This is a genomic window from Promicromonospora sp. NPDC060204, from assembly GCF_042728455.1.
Lineage (GTDB): Bacteria > Actinomycetota > Actinomycetes > Actinomycetales > Cellulomonadaceae > Promicromonospora.
Genome location: NZ_JBHWZO010000007.1, coordinates 12,469 through 25,698 on the forward strand (window position 1 = coordinate 12,469; position 13,230 = coordinate 25,698).

Genomic DNA, 13,230 nt, shown 5'->3' on the forward strand with positions numbered 1-13,230 from the left:
GCTGACCGGCCTGGCATCATCAACGCCGTGAGTCCCGTCGCCGACCTTGCCATCCGGATCCTGCGCCGGTCGCGTCTTCACCTCGGCCGGGGTCTGACCGACGCCCAGATCGTAGAGATCCAGGCCGCCTACGGCTTCACGTTCAACCGCGATCACGCTGATGTCCTGCGGCAGGTGACGCCCGTGGGCTGGGTCGACTGGTTCGGCGACGAGCAAGCCGTTCGGGACAGCCTCGCCTAGCCGATCGAGGGTCTGTTGTTCGACGTCGAGAATGCGCTCTGGACGCCGGCCTGGGGCGAGCGGCCGACGACCAAGGCTGCTGCGGTCGACGTCGCGCGACACCACCTGAACGCTGCGCCGCAGCTCGTGCCGGTCTTCGGTCACCGCTACATCCCGGCGGCACCGGAGCCGAGTCGTGCGCCGGTGTTCTCCGCCCATCAGGCGGACGTCATCTACTACGGGACGGATCTGGCCGACTACTGCGCCCACGAGTTCCTGGGCGAGGCGACGGGCCGTACTCATCACCGCCGTGTCGAGTTCTGGTCCGATCTGGTTGACGGGGTCGGCGGCATCGAGTTCTGGTGATCGTTGCGAAGTCGAGGCGTCCGTTCAGGCAGCCGCAGCGTCTCGCCGTACCGGCATGAGGAGGACGACGGCGTCCGGACCGTGCACCGCAGCGAGGCGCATGGCGTCGCGCTCGCCGACCGTGAGGAGCAGGTCGGCGTCGCCGAACGAGCGGACGGCGTCGGCGAGAAACGCCCGGTCGAAGGCGACGGTGTCCGGTGCGTCGCCGACGCGGACCTCGGCGGGGTCGAGACTGATCAGCACCAGGTCGTCCCGTCGTCGGCTATCCGCCTTGCTCCCGACGTCGGACCGCAGGACCCGTTCCAGGAGGTCCGGCGCAGGCACGGCCACGCCGACCGCGACCGACCCGGCGTGACCCGGCCACGACCCGTGCGCCGCGAGAAGAGCCTGGTAGTCGGGGTACAGCGCATCAATCGGCGTGTCGTCCAGGTTCCCGAGCGTGATCCGGTGCGCGGCCAGGGACACGTCGATGCGCGCCGTCCCCGCGCGCGTCAGGAACGCGTCCACGACCGAGACCGGCACGATGACGCGCGCCGCCGGGCCCGACACGCCCGCCACCGGGACGCCGGCAACGGCCATGCGGTGGCGGTCCGTGGCGACGAGCCGGAGGCCGGCGTCGTCGACGTCGAAGAGTACCCCGCGCAGCGCCGGCCACCCGGCATCTCCACCCACCGCGTGCCGGACGGCGCGGAGCGCGGCGCGCAGCGCGGCGTCGTCAACCGTGAGGCTGGTGGTCGCCGCCAGCAGCGCGCGCACGTCGGCGAGGTGGGCGGACGCCGTGGCGAGCTCGGCCTCCAGGCGGCGCTGGTGCGCGTCGACGACCCGGCGGGCCGTGACGGTGTCGCTCGTGATGACGCGGCAGATGTCGGCGACCGGCATGCCCGTCTGGCGCATCCGGGCGACCAGCGTGCCGCGTTCGACCTGGTCGAGCGCGTACCAGCGGTAGCCGGTGGCCGGGTCCACGCGCGCGGGGCGGAGCAGGCCGGCGGCGTCGTAGTAGCGGAGGGCGCTGACGGGCAGGCCCGTGGCGCGCGAGAACGCGCCGACGGTCAGCATCGTTGCGGGGTGCACGGGTACAGCATCGACCCTCGACCCACTTCAGGGTCCAGCCGGCTCACGACGCGCGCGGAGCCGGGTCGCGGCCGCGGCGCACACCCCGAGCACGACGGCGCAGCAGCCCAACGCGACGCCGGGGGAGACCCGCTCCGCAAGCGCGCCGAGCAGGTTGTTCGAGACCACGACCGGCGCGAGCTGCGCCAGCGCGGTCCACGCCTGGACCCGGGCCAGGTGGGTGCGGGGTGCGCTGCCCAGCACGAACGGCGCCAGGTGCGCGACGGCGACGCCCGTCCCCGCCCCGACGACGACGGCCGCGCCCGCCAACAGGGCCGGCGCGCTCCCGCAGGCGAGCAATGCCACGCCGGCCGACGTCGCCGCCAGACCCAGCGCCACGGCCCGCCCGGTCCGCCGTGCCGTCCCGGTCCGGGCGACGACGAGCGCGGCGCCGATCGACCCCGCCGCCTGCGCGGCGACGACCACGCCCGTGGCCTCGGCACCCCACCCGGACGCCTGTCCGAGCAGGGGCACGAGCAGCGACGACACCGGCAGCACGGCGGCGGCCACGGCACCCGTCAGCACGAGCGCCGCCGCGAGGCCGCGCGTCTTGGTGACCACGCGGGCGCCGTCGGACAGGGAGCGCCAGAACGGCTCGGCGGAGGGGCCGACGCTGCGCGCGGGCCGGATCACGGCGAGGACGATCAGGACGACGGCGAAGCCGGCGGCGTCGGCGACCGCGATCGCGGGCAGGCCGACGGTGGCGACCAGGACGCCGCCGAGCGGGGCACCGGCGAGGAGTACCGCGTGGCTCAGGCCCTGGCGGAGGGCCATCGCGTGGGGGAGCGCGGCGTCGTCCACGAGGCGGCGGGGCATCGAGCCGAGGGCGGGCAGGGAGAACGCCGAGACCACGCCGGAGGCGAGGGCGGCGGCGACGAGGAGCCACGGCGTCGGCCCAAAGGCGTGCAGTCCGACCGCGAGGGCGAGGCAGATCGCGACCATGGTGGACTCGGTGCACAGGAGCAGGCGTCGGGCACCGACCCGGTCCGCGACCGAGCCGCCGACCAGCACCAGGAGCAGCCGAGGCAGGCCGGACGCCGTCAGGACGAGCGCCGCGACCTGGCCGCCGTGCGACGCCGCGGCCCAGCCGAGGGCGAACCAGAGGACGGTGCTGCCGAGCTGGCCGAGGGTGCTCGCGGCGAGGAAGGCGAGCCAGGGGCGGGGGAGTGTGGTGGGCATGGCCGGGAGCCTGCGGGGTCGAGCGGGTCGAGGGTCAACGGCCCCGTTTGTCATGGGCTCGGGGGAGGTCTGCGCCGGACTACGATCGAGTGTGCGACTGTTCGAGAACCTGACCGCGACGCCGCGTCCTGCCTGGCCGGAGCTGCAAAGACTCGTCGACGAGGCGGCCGTGTCCGTCGAGATCCTCGCCCCGGACGACGCGACCAGCCGCCGCACGCTCGAACAGCTCCAGGTGACGACGGCGTCGTATCTGGGCGCCGTCGTCGTGCATACCGGTGGGCTGCTGATCGACCACGGGTGGCTGCGGGTGTACGGGAGTCCTGGCGGTGACGGTGGCCTGCCGGGGCTGGCCGGGGTGAACGAGTTCCCGCTGGTGCCCGAGGCCTCCTGGTACGCGGCGCACGGGCTCGTCGTCGCGCACGACGTGCTCGGCGGGACGTACGTGCTCAACGGGCCGCACCCCGGATCGGTCGGGAGGCCGGGAAGTCCGGGCGAGATGACCTATCTGGCCCCCGACACGCTCCAGTGGGAGTCGCTGGAGGCGGGCTACGCGGCGTGGCTCGCGTGGGTGCTCGACGGCGGGCTGGCCGACTTCACGGAGGGCCTGCGGTGGGACGGCTGGGACGCCGAGACCCGGGCCCTGAGCGGGGACAGCGGACTGAACTTCTACCCGCCGCTGTGGTCCAAGGAGGCGCACGTCGACCTGGGGGCGACGAGCCGGGCGGTGGTGCCGATGTCGGAGCTGGTCGGGATGGCGCGGGCTACCGCCGACCAGATCGACGGGGTTGATCTCGGGACGCTGGGGACGTTCGGCTGATCCCGGGTACCGATAAGGTCCCTGGTCATGCCGCCGTCTCGGTTCCGTCGACACCTGACCTTCTGGCTGATCGTCGGGCCGGCATGGGTGCTCGGGCTCGCCCTGGCGTTCGCGCTCGTCGCCGCCGGCGCCTCCATCACGATCGACAGCTGGCGGGCGACGCACGGCGGGATCCGAGGGGAGTTCACCACGTCCGGTCCCGAGTGCTTCCGGCGCTGCTCCTGGAACGACGGTGAGTTCCGGTCCTACGACGGAACGTACGAGGTCGCCGACGCGAGTCTCTGGAGCCTGGGCAGCGGCAGCGGCGGCGACGCGCCGCGGGCGACCGGGGTGACGGTGTACCCCGTCGTCGTCGCGCCTGGCGGCGACACCGTCTCCTACCCCGACGACAAGACCTGGATGTTCTCCTGGCTCATGGCGGCCGCGGGTCCGGTCGTGTGCTGGCAGGTCGTTGCCAAGGCGCGCGGTCTCAGGGAGAGGGTGCTCGAACGCGGGACCAGTAGCCTCACGCAATGAGTCTGGGCGTGCTGTACGTCGTGGTGACGGCTGCCGGAGCGACCCGGCAGGTGCCGTCCCGGCTTCTGCCGCTCGCTGCCGAGCAGGGCTGGGACGTCTACGTCCTGGCGACCGAGCAGGCCCAGAGCACCTTTCCCGAGACGATGCGGCAGATCGCGGAGGCCACGGGACGCCCGGTGCGGACGGACTTCCACACGGCGGTCGGCTACTCGCTGCCCGATCCGGACGCCGTGATCGTGGCGCCGGCGACCTACAACACGATCACCAAGTGGGCGCTCGGCATCGCAGACACCTACGTCCTGACTCGTCTCGCCGAACAGGTCGGCCGGGGCATCCCGATCACCGCGGCGCCGTACGCCAACGTCAGGTTCGCCGCCCACCCGACTTATCAGGGGAGTCTGACCACCCTCAAGGAGTGGGGCGTGAACGTCGTGATCGGCCCGAGCGAGCCGCACGAACCGGGTGACGGCGCGGCGGACGGCTTCCCGTGGGACGAGATCCTGGCGACGGTGTCCCGACCGGCCGGATCCTAGGATCCGGAGCATGAACGCCCAGGTCAGAGTGTGGTGTCTGCGACACGCGGAGTCAGAGAACGTCACCGCTGCGCTCGCGGGCGCGCTGCCGGACGCACCACTGACCGAGCGCGGGCACGAGCAGTCCGTCCGAGCCGCGAGGGCCCTGGCCGGCGATCCCATCCGGGCGGTGTATGCCAGCACCGCCGTCCGGGCGTGCGAGACGGCGGAGCCGCTGGCCGCCGCACACGGCCTTCCGGTCTTGGTCGTGCCCGGGCTGGTCGAGATGGGGATCGGCCGGGAGGAGGGCAGCGGCGACCCGGCCGTCCGCGCGCGCACTGCTGAGGTGCTCCGCTCCTGGGTCGTCGACGGCGACCTCGACGAGCGGGTGGCCGACGGCGAGAGCGGCCACGAGGTCCTCGACCGGACGACGACTGCTTTCCGGTGCATCGCCGAATGGCACTCCGGTGAGACGGCCGCCGTCGTCGGGCACGTCGCCAGCCTCACCCTCGCGCTGAGCCGGCTGTGCGGGCTCGGATCGTCGGTGTGGGGAGCGCCGTTGGCACATGCCGAGCCGTTCCTTGTCGAGTGGGACGGCGGCCGGTGGTGCTGTGCGGCGTGGCCGGGTTGATATTTTGCGCCGCGGGATCGCTCTGGAGGCGTCAGGTGTCGTAGTTGCCGTCCCACGGCTCGGAGAATCCGAGCTGGTTCGGGTAGAGCTCGGCCCAGTTGTCCTCGGTCTCGTCCTCGCCGTGCTGCTCGATCACCAGCCCGAAGCGGGCCTGGTCGAACTCGACCAGGAACGGGCGGATCGCGATGTCGGCGTACTCACGCCCCGGGAGTGCCTCAAGAAGCTGGTCGAGTCGCGCATACGCTCGGGTCACAGGGTCGTCGCCGGGCGACGTTTCCTGCAACCGGCGTTGTTCGCTGTAGGTCCCCGAACACCAGATGTCCGAGCCGAGGTGTCTCCCCACGGCGTCGAACGTGTGCAGGACGGCGAAGATGTGCTTGTGCTCTTCCCACGGCCCCCACGCTTGGGTACGGCCCTCGCGAAACGCCGACGTGACACACGCCAAGAACTGGCCGCCCTCGAACCGGCCGATCGTGTCGGTGCGGTAGTCCGGCTTGTAGGCGATCGGGATGACGTCCGGTACGGGCATGGCCGACACCATAGCGGCGGACTGTGACACTCCCAGGTCTCCGTGAGCCAGCCCCACGACTCGTCCGGCTGCGGCATGCGGAACCCGCGCGGCCCGCCACGATTCCATGGGCACGCGTCGACGTCCGGGCCCACCACCAGCCCAGTTCACCAGAGCACGGTCAGCGCCCACCCGGCAGCAGCGCACGCAGGTATCGCCGCCGATAGACGCGCTGAGCGACCAGGATCAGCGGGAACGCAGCACGCCAGACACCCTGGCCGGCGCGCGTGAGGGATCGGAGCGTCAGGCTCACGTTCCCGGCGTCGTCCCGGTGGACGATGAACGCTTCCTCCCCCGAGACGGGGTGGCCCGTGAGGGTGCCGTAGGCGAGTGCGGCGCGGCGGCCGGTCGAGACCGTCGTGACGATCTCGACGGGCTCCCGCACCCGGATGACGCCGATTCGGGCGATGAGCCAGAAGCGCTCTCTCGGATGCGCCGGACGGCCCGCTTCGAGCGGCGGGTCGACGGCGAAGCCGCTGCGGGTCTTGATGCCCCAGGAGAGGACTGCCGCCGAGGCCGCGTCCCAGAGCTCGTCCCCGGAGCCGAGCTGGACGGTGTGCTCGTACGCCCGCCATCCGGCAGGCGGGTGCCATTGTTCGGTGGCGGGTGTCGTGGCACCCGCGACGGAGTAGCTGTGGGCTCGTCGGCCGAGGTGGTATTCGACGAGCCCGACAAGGTCATTGGGGTTGCCGCCGGCATCGGTGATGGCGGTCCGCACGGCGTGCTCCTCGGCAGCGGTGAGGGCAAAGGCCGCGCTCGTGCCGGTGTCGTTCGCGTCCCAGATGGGCTTCCCGCCGGTGCCGATCCCCGTACAGCCGATGCTGAACGGTGCGAGCGACAGAGCGATCTCGAAGTCCTCGTCGTCGCGTGGGTCGAGCGTGAGCGAGATGTCGCTGCGCGGGTTCGCCGCGAGGCGGCGTTCTGCGAGCTGGACGGTTGCGCGAAGGTCCGCGGGCCAGTCGGCGTCGGAGGCGATGTCGACCTGGAGGCGAGCCAAGCGGTCGCGCTGTGTTGTCAGGGCGCTTCGGATCGCGACCTCGACCGTCGTTCGCGGGGTGCCGTCCGTTACGACGAACCAGCGCGCGTTGTCGCCTTCTGCGGTTGTGCCCACGCCGCACATCTTTCCGTACTGGGATCGCAGGACGGTGGAGCGCTGCCCATGCGGTGGTGCTTCGCCGGGACGTCGGAACATTACTTTGGACGGCCGTGATGTTGCCCGGCTAGGCGACGTACCTGGTCTGGGTGGAGATGTTGGCAGGATGCGCTCACTGGGTTGCCGCCCAGGAACGTCAAGACGGACTCATTCGACCAGGAGCCTCCCCTCATGATCGAGATCGACATCCTGACCGATCTGGCCCAAGTGGGCGCCGACGGGAAAGGGCGCGGGCAGTCGAACCGATGGCGGCCGCACATCAGGCCGGGAGCTCTGTTGGTCGCGGGCGGACTTGATCGCTGGTCGTGGGTGCGTGTTCTGGAGGTCGACCAGCAGTTCGTGACGTTCTCGCTCCTCTCCGATGAGGCGGCGGCGAAAGAGCCTCGCGTCCAACCGAACACGGTCCGTGTCGAGTTTCCGTGGCCCCGGATCCCGTGGCTCAGCGTCGAGGAGTATTCGCACGTCGGTCTGGATCGGAACACGTACATGTGGGTCGACCACATCCAGTTCTCCTTGGATCCCGAACTGGACGATCGTGCGTTGCTGACCGCGTTGATGTCCTCCCGCTTCTATGCCCATGGGTACGGCTCGCCGTACGGTTTTGGCGGGGATGCAGGCTTCGAGGGAGTTCCCGTGCACGGTCCTTGGCTTGCCAAGGCACTCACACCTGAGATGTTCGTGCTGTCGACGGCGGACGAGGCGCGCCGCACCATTCACGGCTGGATGGACGAAGAAGTAGACACATCCATGTCAGCGCGCACCCATGAACGAGTGGAGCGACTCCTGAACCGGACGCTGGAGGGTGGCGTGGTCTATCGCCTGACCGGTCCGGCGAACGTGGACCGGGAGATGTGGTCGTACAGCGGGGTCAGCATCGAACCCTTTCATGAGTTCGTCGCGATCGACCGCGGACGAGAATCCATGCAGCTGATCGTCGCCTCGGACGACTAGCCGCATTACGTCACGAGGGTGGCGCCTCTCGCGGCAGCGAAAGCCACTCAAGCTCCGCGAGCTGTGGCACGTCGTCGACCGCACCAACCCCGACCAGGACGTTCTGCCGCACGTAGAGGGCGATCCGGCCGTCGTGGTCGCAGTCCAGGCACTCGCACAGCCAGGCGTCGACGACGACGTCGGACGCGGCGGGGTCGCCGACACCGTTGCGGTCCCAGCGCAGGACGTCGCCTAGTTCATAGCGGTACTGCCACACCGCGCCGTACCGGAACTGGACCTCGCGTGGTGCGACCACCTGGCAGGACGGGCAGGCGATGGTCACGTCGAGCGAGTTGAACGCGCCCATGTCACTCCGCGACGTCGCCGCGTTCGGCGAGATACGTGCCGAGCAGGTCCAGGGCGAGCGCGCACGCAGCGGTGTCTTCCGCCGCCGTCAGGTCACGCCGTCGGACGTCTTGCCGGTCGGACGCCACGACCGCCTGCAGGATGTGCCGCTCCCAGACGATATTGGCGCCGCTGACCCCGAGCCGGTCGGTGAGCCACGACGAGAAGTCGCGCAGGAGTCGCTCTCGCGCCCAGTCGAAACCGCCGATGAACGCGGCGAGCGTGGCAAACGAGTCGTCCATGACGAACATGCGTGGTCGACGCTGCAGGTGCCAGACCAGCGTTGCGAGGTTCATCTCGCCGTCCCAGTCGCCGGGATCGCGAGGGCTCTCCGGTCCCGCCTTGCCGCGCCAGCCCGCTGTCAGGTCGCGCGCGACCACCGTGATGGTGCGGTCGGTGAACTCCAGCTCATGGCTCACGCCGTCGGCATGCGGCAGTAGCTCGTCGACCAGCAGGCCTGATCGCGGACGACCGCCGTGGTCGCCGTCCGACTCCACGTGGGACACGCCGTGGTACCGCACGACGAACTCCGGCGGGGCGCCGCCCCAGGCCGCCAGGACCAGGGTGACCTCGACGCCGTCGTCGGTGGACCGGGTAGACATCCGATCGAACGATGCGCTGCGCGGGCTCCACTCGTGGGAGAAGTCGTAGTGCTCCGGGTCGAGCGCGAAGGACCGCGCGCCGGGAGGCAGCTCGTCGGCGTGCTTGCTGAGCCACTCGAGGTAGGGACGAATGTCAGTCGTCGTCCCGCCGTCGGACGACTCCATGGTCGCGTAGCGCACGGGGGAGTTTCCCACAGGGGCAGATCGGCTACGTTGCACGCCATGAGCTACGACATCCTCGCCTTCGACCCGGGCTGCGTCACGGATGCGGACTTCTCGGAGTGGTGGGACGCCCAGTCCGAATGGACCGAGGACCACTCCTACTCCGACGTGGGTGTCACGACGGCCGACCTGCAGGTGTTCTATCGCGACCTTGCCCAGGTCTTCCCGCCCATGAACGGCCCCGGCGCGCCAACAGGGGAGGCGATTCGAGATGATCCCGAGCTCGAGAGCCGTACGAGCAGCTACGCGATTGGCACTTCATTGGTCTACGTAGCATTCGCCTGGAGCCAGGCGAAGGAAGCTCGCAGAGTCTTCGGGGCGCTGGCCGAAAAGCATGGGGTCGCAGTCGCGTGGGTGAGCGACAATAGCTCGATTGTTCGGCCGTAGGCCCAGTCCTGTTCGAGCAAGTCCGCACCTGGCAGACTGCCCCGATGTCGTTCAGCAAGATCTCGCTGGAGGGCCGGCTTACGGTGATCGCCGGCCCGCGGCCGCCGTCCGACGACGGTTTCTGCTCGGATCGGCTTCAGGTCTTGCACTGGCGCGTTGACGAACCATTCGGCGACGACGGAACGCACCTCCATCGGACGAGCGACGAGGTCTATGTCGTGCTGGAAGGCGCCATAGACCTGGAGATCGATGGATCGCAGATCACCGTGTTGGCAGGGGAAGCGGTGACCGTCGGCGCGGGCGTCTCGCATGCTCTCGTCGCCGTCCAGCACCCGGCACGAGGCCTGACCATCCGTGGCCCCGCGGTCAACGACAAAGTCGTCACCGAGCTGCGTTCCGTCTGAGAACCACGAAGAGAACAGGACTGTGCAGTGGTCGAAAAGGCAGTGATCGCGGTAGCAGGTTTCGGGAGCAGGTTCTTTCCCGTCGCGAAGTCCATCAACAAATGCATGCTGCCGATACTGAATCGCCCCGTGGTCCACTTCGCGGTCGCGGACTGCCTTGCGGCGGGAGTGAAACGGATCGCGTTCGTCGTCGCCCCGGGGCGAGGCTGGCCGTCAGGTCCGCCACTACTTCAGCCACGACCCCGAGATCGAGGCCTACTTCACGGAGCGCGGCTGGGAGCAGAAGTACGAGCAGATCGCCGACCTGCACCTGCGGGCGGAGTTCACCTTCATCGAGCAGCCGCGCGACGGCCGCTACGGCACGGCGCTGCCCGCCATGCTCGCCGCCGACTTCGTCGGGGAGGACGACTTCTTCCTCATCGCCGGCGATGACCTGCTGTTCCGCGCCGACGGCGGCTCCGATCTCGCGGACCTCGCCGAGGCGCGGGACCGCGCGGGGGTGTCCGCCGCCCTTGGCGCAGCCGTCGTCCCTGGCGCTGAAGCCGGTCGCTACGGGGTGCTGACGACCCGGCAGTCAGGGGACGGCTCTCCGCTCCTCGACGCGATCGCGGAGAAGCCCGCGCAGTTCACGGCCCCGGAGGCGTACGCGAACATCAGCCGGTCCCTGCTTCCCGCCGCCGTCCTGCCGTACTTCCGCAGCCTGCGGCCCGCGAAGAACGGTGAGTACCAGGCGACCGACGCCATCGGCGACTACGCGAAGGACCACGACACGCTGATCCACCCCGTTCGCGGCCGGTACTTCGACTGCGGGAACACGAACGGCTGGCTCGCCGCCAATCTGGCGGCCTTCCAGAGCTAGACGGGCGACGAGGCTAGGCGGGCGACGACGGCGTGGCAGCTCGCGCCAGCCGGCTGGCCAGCTGATCGGCCAACGCCCTCGCGCGCGCCAGCTCCTCGATGATCCGACGGACTGCGTAGTCGCCGCCGGGCACGATGGACCCGGGGCCCTCCGACCATGGACCCGTCGTCGCGGAGTGCGCGACGTCAAAACCGGTGGCCGGGTCGTCGCGCCGGATGGTGCTGGTGTCGAGCAGCTCCATCGCGGCCTTCCACGCACGATTCATGCCTTGGTCCCGTCGGTCGGTGGTCTCTTCCTCACCGTGGTCGCGGTGAGCAACTGATCCAGGGTCGCCGTCACGGCGCCGCTCGGCCAGGGACCAAAGTCCCGTCGCGCGAGGGACCAAGGCCATGGGGGCTATCTTGTGACGCAAGGAACCGCTATCGTGTGATGCATGATACCGACGTCGGACATGGTCCTGACGCAGTTCCGCAAGGGAGTCGTGGAGTACTGCGTCCTGGCGTGCCTGCGCTCCGGGCCGGCGTACGGGCTCGAGCTCGCCGAACGCCTCGGCACCGACAGCACCCTGCTGACCAGCGAGGGGACGCTGTACCCGCTGTTGTCGCGCCTGCGCCAGCAGAACTGGGTCACCACCACCCAGGTGCCCTCCGCGGTAGGCCCTCCGCGCCGGTACTACGAGATCACCGACGAGGGCCGGGCGGCGCTCGACACCTTTACCGCCACCTGGTCCCGTTTCACCGCAGACGTCCGCACGACCCTGGAGTCCTGATGACCACAACTCCCGACCTTCCGCCGATCGTCGACGCCTATCTCGCCGATCTCGACCGCGCACTGGCCTCCGCCGATCCGCGCGAACGCGCGGAGACCGTCGCGGCGGTGCGCGAGCACGCCGCCGAATCACTCGCACGGCACGGTTGGGACGACGCATCGGCCCGTCGGGTGCTCGACGAGCTAGGCCCCGTGGACGCCATCGCGGCCGAGGCGACGCCTGCCCCGGCGCCGGCCGCCCCGGCACCCGCTCCCGGGGCGAACGTCGAGGCCACGGACGTGGTGCTGCCGATCCTCGCCGTCGTGGTCTGGCCGCTGGCGCCGGTCACCCTTGTGTGGGCGATCCTCCGCCTGCGCTCCGGCGTGGGCCACCGTCGCCTGCAGTGGCTCACGATCGTGCTCAGCGCCATCCCCGTCGCCGTCGGCATCGTGCTCGTCCTGCTGCACAACCTGAGTCTGCTCGGTCCGTGAACTACGGACCCTGCGGCGACGGGCGGCACCCGGGCAGCCGACGCCGCGACGTCCCGCACTAGGCTGAGCCGCATGCCCGACCGAGCGTTCAAGGTGCCCACCCTCGACGAGGTCGCGCAGCGGGCAGGGGTGTCGCGGTCGGTGGCGTCGCGCGCCATGAACAACGCCCGCAACGTCAGTCCGGCCAAGCGGGAGGCGGTCGCCCGGGCGGCGTCCGAGCTCGGTTACGTCCCCAACGCGACGGCCCGCGCCCTGGCGACAAGCACGGGCGGGTCGGTGGTTTTCGCCGTCTCCGACGACGACCCCGCGCTGTTCGGCGACCCCTTCTTCTCCCAGGTGCTCGTCGGCGTGGCGGGCGCCCTGGACCGGTCCGAGCTGGACCTGACGCTCATGCTCGCGTCGTCCGAGCGCGGCCAGGCCAGGCTCGACCGGCTGCTGCGCTCGCGGCGCTCCGACGGGTTGATGCTCATGGCCCTGCGCGGCGACGACCCGCTGAACCGGCTCGTGGCGGCGACCGACCTGCCGGTCGTCGTCGGCGGCCGGCCGCTGCGCGGCGAGGCCCGGTGGTACGTCGACGTCGACAACCGGGGTGGTGCCCGCCTCGCGACCGAGCACCTGCTCGGGTCCGGACGACGTCGGATCGCCACCATCACCGGCCCGATGGACCTGCAAGCGTCGGTCGCCCGGTACGACGGGTTCGTCGACGCCATGGCGGTGGCGGGACGTGGCTCGGACCTGGTCGAGCACGCCGACTTCAGCTTCGAGGGCGGCGCCGAGGCGATGGCGCGGTTGCTCGCCGTCGACCCCGACCTCGACGGCGTCTTCGCGGCGTCGGACAACATGGCGGCCGGCGCCGTCCGCACCCTGAAGGCGCAGGGCCGCCGCGTGCCCGACGACGTCGCGGTGGTCGGCTTCGACGACCTGGAGATCGCGCGGCACACGGAGCCGGCGCTCACCACCGTCAGCCAGCCGATCCGTGGCCTCGGTCAGGAGATGGCCACGATGCTGGTGCGGCTGATCGGTGGGGAGTCGCCGACCCCAGTCATCCTGCCGACCCGCCTGGTCGTGCGGGCGTCGGCGCCGGGCGCGGACTGACTCCGCGCCCGGGCTA

Annotated in this window: 20 protein-coding genes and 1 pseudogene; 14 read left to right on the forward strand and 7 right to left on the reverse strand. The window is 70.7% G+C overall.

The window, feature by feature from the left end; genetic code table 11:
- Positions 1–27: 27 nt before the first annotated feature.
- Both ACFWEJ_RS01800 and ACFWEJ_RS01805 read left to right on the forward strand, forming a co-directional pair.
- Positions 28–240, forward strand: a complete 213-nt coding sequence (locus tag ACFWEJ_RS01800; RefSeq protein WP_377227490.1) for a hypothetical protein — start codon at positions 28–30, stop codon at positions 238–240.
- A 15-nt stretch (positions 241–255) separates the two neighbouring features.
- Positions 256–585 (forward strand): hypothetical protein, encoded by a 330-nt coding sequence (locus ACFWEJ_RS01805; protein ID WP_377227491.1) that lies wholly within the window; start codon positions 256–258, stop codon positions 583–585.
- Between the two features lie 24 nt (positions 586–609).
- On the opposite strand, the gene ACFWEJ_RS01810 is transcribed toward ACFWEJ_RS01805, so the two are convergent.
- Together ACFWEJ_RS01810 and ACFWEJ_RS01815 are read right to left on the reverse strand one after the other, a co-directional pair.
- A complete protein-coding gene (locus tag ACFWEJ_RS01810; RefSeq protein ID WP_377227492.1) occupies positions 610–1,656 on the reverse strand; it encodes a MerR family transcriptional regulator in 1,047 nt (348 codons plus the stop codon).
- A 27-nt stretch (positions 1,657–1,683) separates the two neighbouring features.
- A complete protein-coding gene (locus tag ACFWEJ_RS01815; RefSeq protein ID WP_377227493.1) occupies positions 1,684–2,874 on the reverse strand; it encodes an MFS transporter in 1,191 nt (396 codons plus the stop codon).
- 91 nt (positions 2,875–2,965) lie between these two features.
- Between ACFWEJ_RS01815 and ACFWEJ_RS01820 the strand changes: the two genes are divergently transcribed.
- Genes ACFWEJ_RS01820 through ACFWEJ_RS01835 form a run of 4 tightly spaced genes read left to right on the forward strand, consistent with a single transcriptional unit; the run spans position 2,966 to position 5,350 of the window.
- Complete coding sequence (locus tag ACFWEJ_RS01820) at positions 2,966–3,691, forward strand: DUF2625 family protein (RefSeq protein WP_377227494.1); 726 nt, start codon at positions 2,966–2,968, stop codon at positions 3,689–3,691.
- A gap of 27 nt (positions 3,692–3,718) precedes the next feature.
- On the forward strand, positions 3,719–4,207 hold the full coding sequence (locus ACFWEJ_RS01825; protein WP_377227495.1) for a hypothetical protein: 489 nt from the start codon (positions 3,719–3,721) through the stop codon (positions 4,205–4,207).
- Positions 4,204–4,740 (forward strand): flavoprotein, encoded by a 537-nt coding sequence (locus ACFWEJ_RS01830; protein WP_377227496.1) that lies wholly within the window; start codon positions 4,204–4,206, stop codon positions 4,738–4,740. The genes ACFWEJ_RS01825 and ACFWEJ_RS01830 overlap by 4 nt, the downstream gene beginning before the upstream one ends.
- Before the next feature lie 10 nt (positions 4,741–4,750).
- Positions 4,751–5,350: a histidine phosphatase family protein gene (locus tag ACFWEJ_RS01835; RefSeq protein WP_377227497.1), complete on the forward strand. Its 600-nt coding sequence runs from the start codon at positions 4,751–4,753 to the stop codon at positions 5,348–5,350.
- A 31-nt stretch (positions 5,351–5,381) separates the two neighbouring features.
- On the opposite strand, the gene ACFWEJ_RS01840 is transcribed toward ACFWEJ_RS01835, so the two are convergent.
- On the reverse strand, positions 5,382–5,879 hold the full coding sequence (locus tag ACFWEJ_RS01840; RefSeq protein WP_377227498.1) for a hypothetical protein: 498 nt from the start codon (positions 5,877–5,879) through the stop codon (positions 5,382–5,384).
- 160 nt (positions 5,880–6,039) lie between these two features.
- Entirely contained in the window at positions 6,040–7,038 is a 999-nt protein-coding gene (locus ACFWEJ_RS01845) for a DUF1990 family protein (protein ID WP_377227499.1), read from the reverse strand.
- Between the two features lie 204 nt (positions 7,039–7,242).
- Here ACFWEJ_RS01845 and ACFWEJ_RS01850 point away from each other — a divergent pair, with 204 nt between their 5' ends.
- Positions 7,243–8,022, forward strand: coding sequence for a hypothetical protein (locus tag ACFWEJ_RS01850; protein ID WP_377227500.1), 780 nt, complete (start codon positions 7,243–7,245; stop codon positions 8,020–8,022).
- Positions 8,023–8,032: 10 nt separating this feature from the next.
- On the opposite strand, the gene ACFWEJ_RS01855 is transcribed toward ACFWEJ_RS01850, so the two are convergent.
- Together ACFWEJ_RS01855 and ACFWEJ_RS01860 are read right to left on the reverse strand one after the other, a co-directional pair.
- Positions 8,033–8,368 carry a hypothetical protein gene (locus ACFWEJ_RS01855; protein WP_377227501.1) on the reverse strand — a complete coding sequence of 112 codons (336 nt, stop codon included), beginning with the start codon at positions 8,366–8,368 and terminating at the stop codon, positions 8,033–8,035.
- A 1-nt stretch (position 8,369) separates the two neighbouring features.
- Positions 8,370–9,203: a hypothetical protein gene (locus tag ACFWEJ_RS01860; protein ID WP_377227502.1), complete on the reverse strand. Its 834-nt coding sequence runs from the start codon at positions 9,201–9,203 to the stop codon at positions 8,370–8,372.
- Between the two features lie 27 nt (positions 9,204–9,230).
- Here ACFWEJ_RS01860 and ACFWEJ_RS01865 point away from each other — a divergent pair, with 27 nt between their 5' ends.
- The 4 genes and pseudogenes from ACFWEJ_RS01865 to ACFWEJ_RS01880 all read left to right on the forward strand — a co-directional run bounded on the left by ACFWEJ_RS01865 (position 9,231) and on the right by ACFWEJ_RS01880 (position 10,880).
- Positions 9,231–9,617, forward strand: coding sequence for a hypothetical protein (locus ACFWEJ_RS01865; RefSeq protein WP_377227503.1), 387 nt, complete (start codon positions 9,231–9,233; stop codon positions 9,615–9,617).
- A gap of 44 nt (positions 9,618–9,661) precedes the next feature.
- Complete coding sequence (locus tag ACFWEJ_RS01870; protein WP_377227504.1) at positions 9,662–10,021, forward strand: cupin domain-containing protein; 360 nt, start codon at positions 9,662–9,664, stop codon at positions 10,019–10,021.
- Between the two features lie 42 nt (positions 10,022–10,063).
- A pseudogene (locus tag ACFWEJ_RS01875) lies at positions 10,064–10,207 on the forward strand (sugar phosphate nucleotidyltransferase); the annotation flags it as partial.
- A 109-nt stretch (positions 10,208–10,316) separates the two neighbouring features.
- Positions 10,317–10,880 carry a sugar phosphate nucleotidyltransferase gene (locus tag ACFWEJ_RS01880; protein ID WP_377227540.1) on the forward strand — a complete coding sequence of 188 codons (564 nt, stop codon included), beginning with the start codon at positions 10,317–10,319 and terminating at the stop codon, positions 10,878–10,880.
- 13 nt (positions 10,881–10,893) lie between these two features.
- Here the strand turns inward: ACFWEJ_RS01880 and ACFWEJ_RS01885 are convergent, their stop codons facing one another.
- Entirely contained in the window at positions 10,894–11,145 is a 252-nt protein-coding gene (locus ACFWEJ_RS01885; RefSeq protein WP_377227505.1) for a hypothetical protein, read from the reverse strand.
- Between the two features lie 168 nt (positions 11,146–11,313).
- Here ACFWEJ_RS01885 and ACFWEJ_RS01890 point away from each other — a divergent pair, with 168 nt between their 5' ends.
- The 3 genes from ACFWEJ_RS01890 to ACFWEJ_RS01900 all read left to right on the forward strand — a co-directional run bounded on the left by ACFWEJ_RS01890 (position 11,314) and on the right by ACFWEJ_RS01900 (position 13,214).
- Positions 11,314–11,649 (forward strand): PadR family transcriptional regulator, encoded by a 336-nt coding sequence (locus tag ACFWEJ_RS01890; protein ID WP_246402166.1) that lies wholly within the window; start codon positions 11,314–11,316, stop codon positions 11,647–11,649.
- Positions 11,649–12,119: an HAAS signaling domain-containing protein gene (locus tag ACFWEJ_RS01895; protein ID WP_377227506.1), complete on the forward strand. Its 471-nt coding sequence runs from the start codon at positions 11,649–11,651 to the stop codon at positions 12,117–12,119. The genes ACFWEJ_RS01890 and ACFWEJ_RS01895 overlap by 1 nt, the downstream gene beginning before the upstream one ends.
- 72 nt (positions 12,120–12,191) lie before the next feature.
- Positions 12,192–13,214, forward strand: a complete 1,023-nt coding sequence (locus tag ACFWEJ_RS01900) for a LacI family DNA-binding transcriptional regulator (protein ID WP_377227507.1) — start codon at positions 12,192–12,194, stop codon at positions 13,212–13,214.
- Positions 13,215–13,230: the final 16 nt, after the last annotated feature.

What these genes read in the sequence shown, in the direction of transcription:
- ACFWEJ_RS01890 (WP_246402166.1), top strand. Translation starts at nt 11,314, where the DNA reads ATGATACCGACGTCGGACATGGTCCTGACGCAGTTCCGCAAGGGAGTC.
- ACFWEJ_RS01840 (WP_377227498.1), bottom strand. Translation starts at nt 5,879, where the DNA reads ATGCCCGTACCGGACGTCATCCCGATCGCCTACAAGCCGGACTACCGC.
- ACFWEJ_RS01900 (WP_377227507.1), top strand. Translation starts at nt 12,192, where the DNA reads ATGCCCGACCGAGCGTTCAAGGTGCCCACCCTCGACGAGGTCGCGCAG.
- ACFWEJ_RS01850 (WP_377227500.1), top strand. Translation starts at nt 7,243, where the DNA reads ATGATCGAGATCGACATCCTGACCGATCTGGCCCAAGTGGGCGCCGAC.
- ACFWEJ_RS01865 (WP_377227503.1), top strand. Translation starts at nt 9,231, where the DNA reads ATGAGCTACGACATCCTCGCCTTCGACCCGGGCTGCGTCACGGATGCG.
- ACFWEJ_RS01825 (WP_377227495.1), top strand. Translation starts at nt 3,719, where the DNA reads ATGCCGCCGTCTCGGTTCCGTCGACACCTGACCTTCTGGCTGATCGTC.
- ACFWEJ_RS01855 (WP_377227501.1), bottom strand. Translation starts at nt 8,368, where the DNA reads ATGGGCGCGTTCAACTCGCTCGACGTGACCATCGCCTGCCCGTCCTGC.
- ACFWEJ_RS01870 (WP_377227504.1), top strand. Translation starts at nt 9,662, where the DNA reads ATGTCGTTCAGCAAGATCTCGCTGGAGGGCCGGCTTACGGTGATCGCC.
- ACFWEJ_RS01895 (WP_377227506.1), top strand. Translation starts at nt 11,649, where the DNA reads ATGACCACAACTCCCGACCTTCCGCCGATCGTCGACGCCTATCTCGCC.
- ACFWEJ_RS01835 (WP_377227497.1), top strand. Translation starts at nt 4,751, where the DNA reads ATGAACGCCCAGGTCAGAGTGTGGTGTCTGCGACACGCGGAGTCAGAG.
- ACFWEJ_RS01830 (WP_377227496.1), top strand. Translation starts at nt 4,204, where the DNA reads ATGAGTCTGGGCGTGCTGTACGTCGTGGTGACGGCTGCCGGAGCGACC.
- ACFWEJ_RS01885 (WP_377227505.1), bottom strand. Translation starts at nt 11,145, where the DNA reads ATGAATCGTGCGTGGAAGGCCGCGATGGAGCTGCTCGACACCAGCACC.
- ACFWEJ_RS01815 (WP_377227493.1), bottom strand. Translation starts at nt 2,874, where the DNA reads ATGCCCACCACACTCCCCCGCCCCTGGCTCGCCTTCCTCGCCGCGAGC.
- ACFWEJ_RS01845 (WP_377227499.1), bottom strand. Translation starts at nt 7,038, where the DNA reads ATGTGCGGCGTGGGCACAACCGCAGAAGGCGACAACGCGCGCTGGTTC.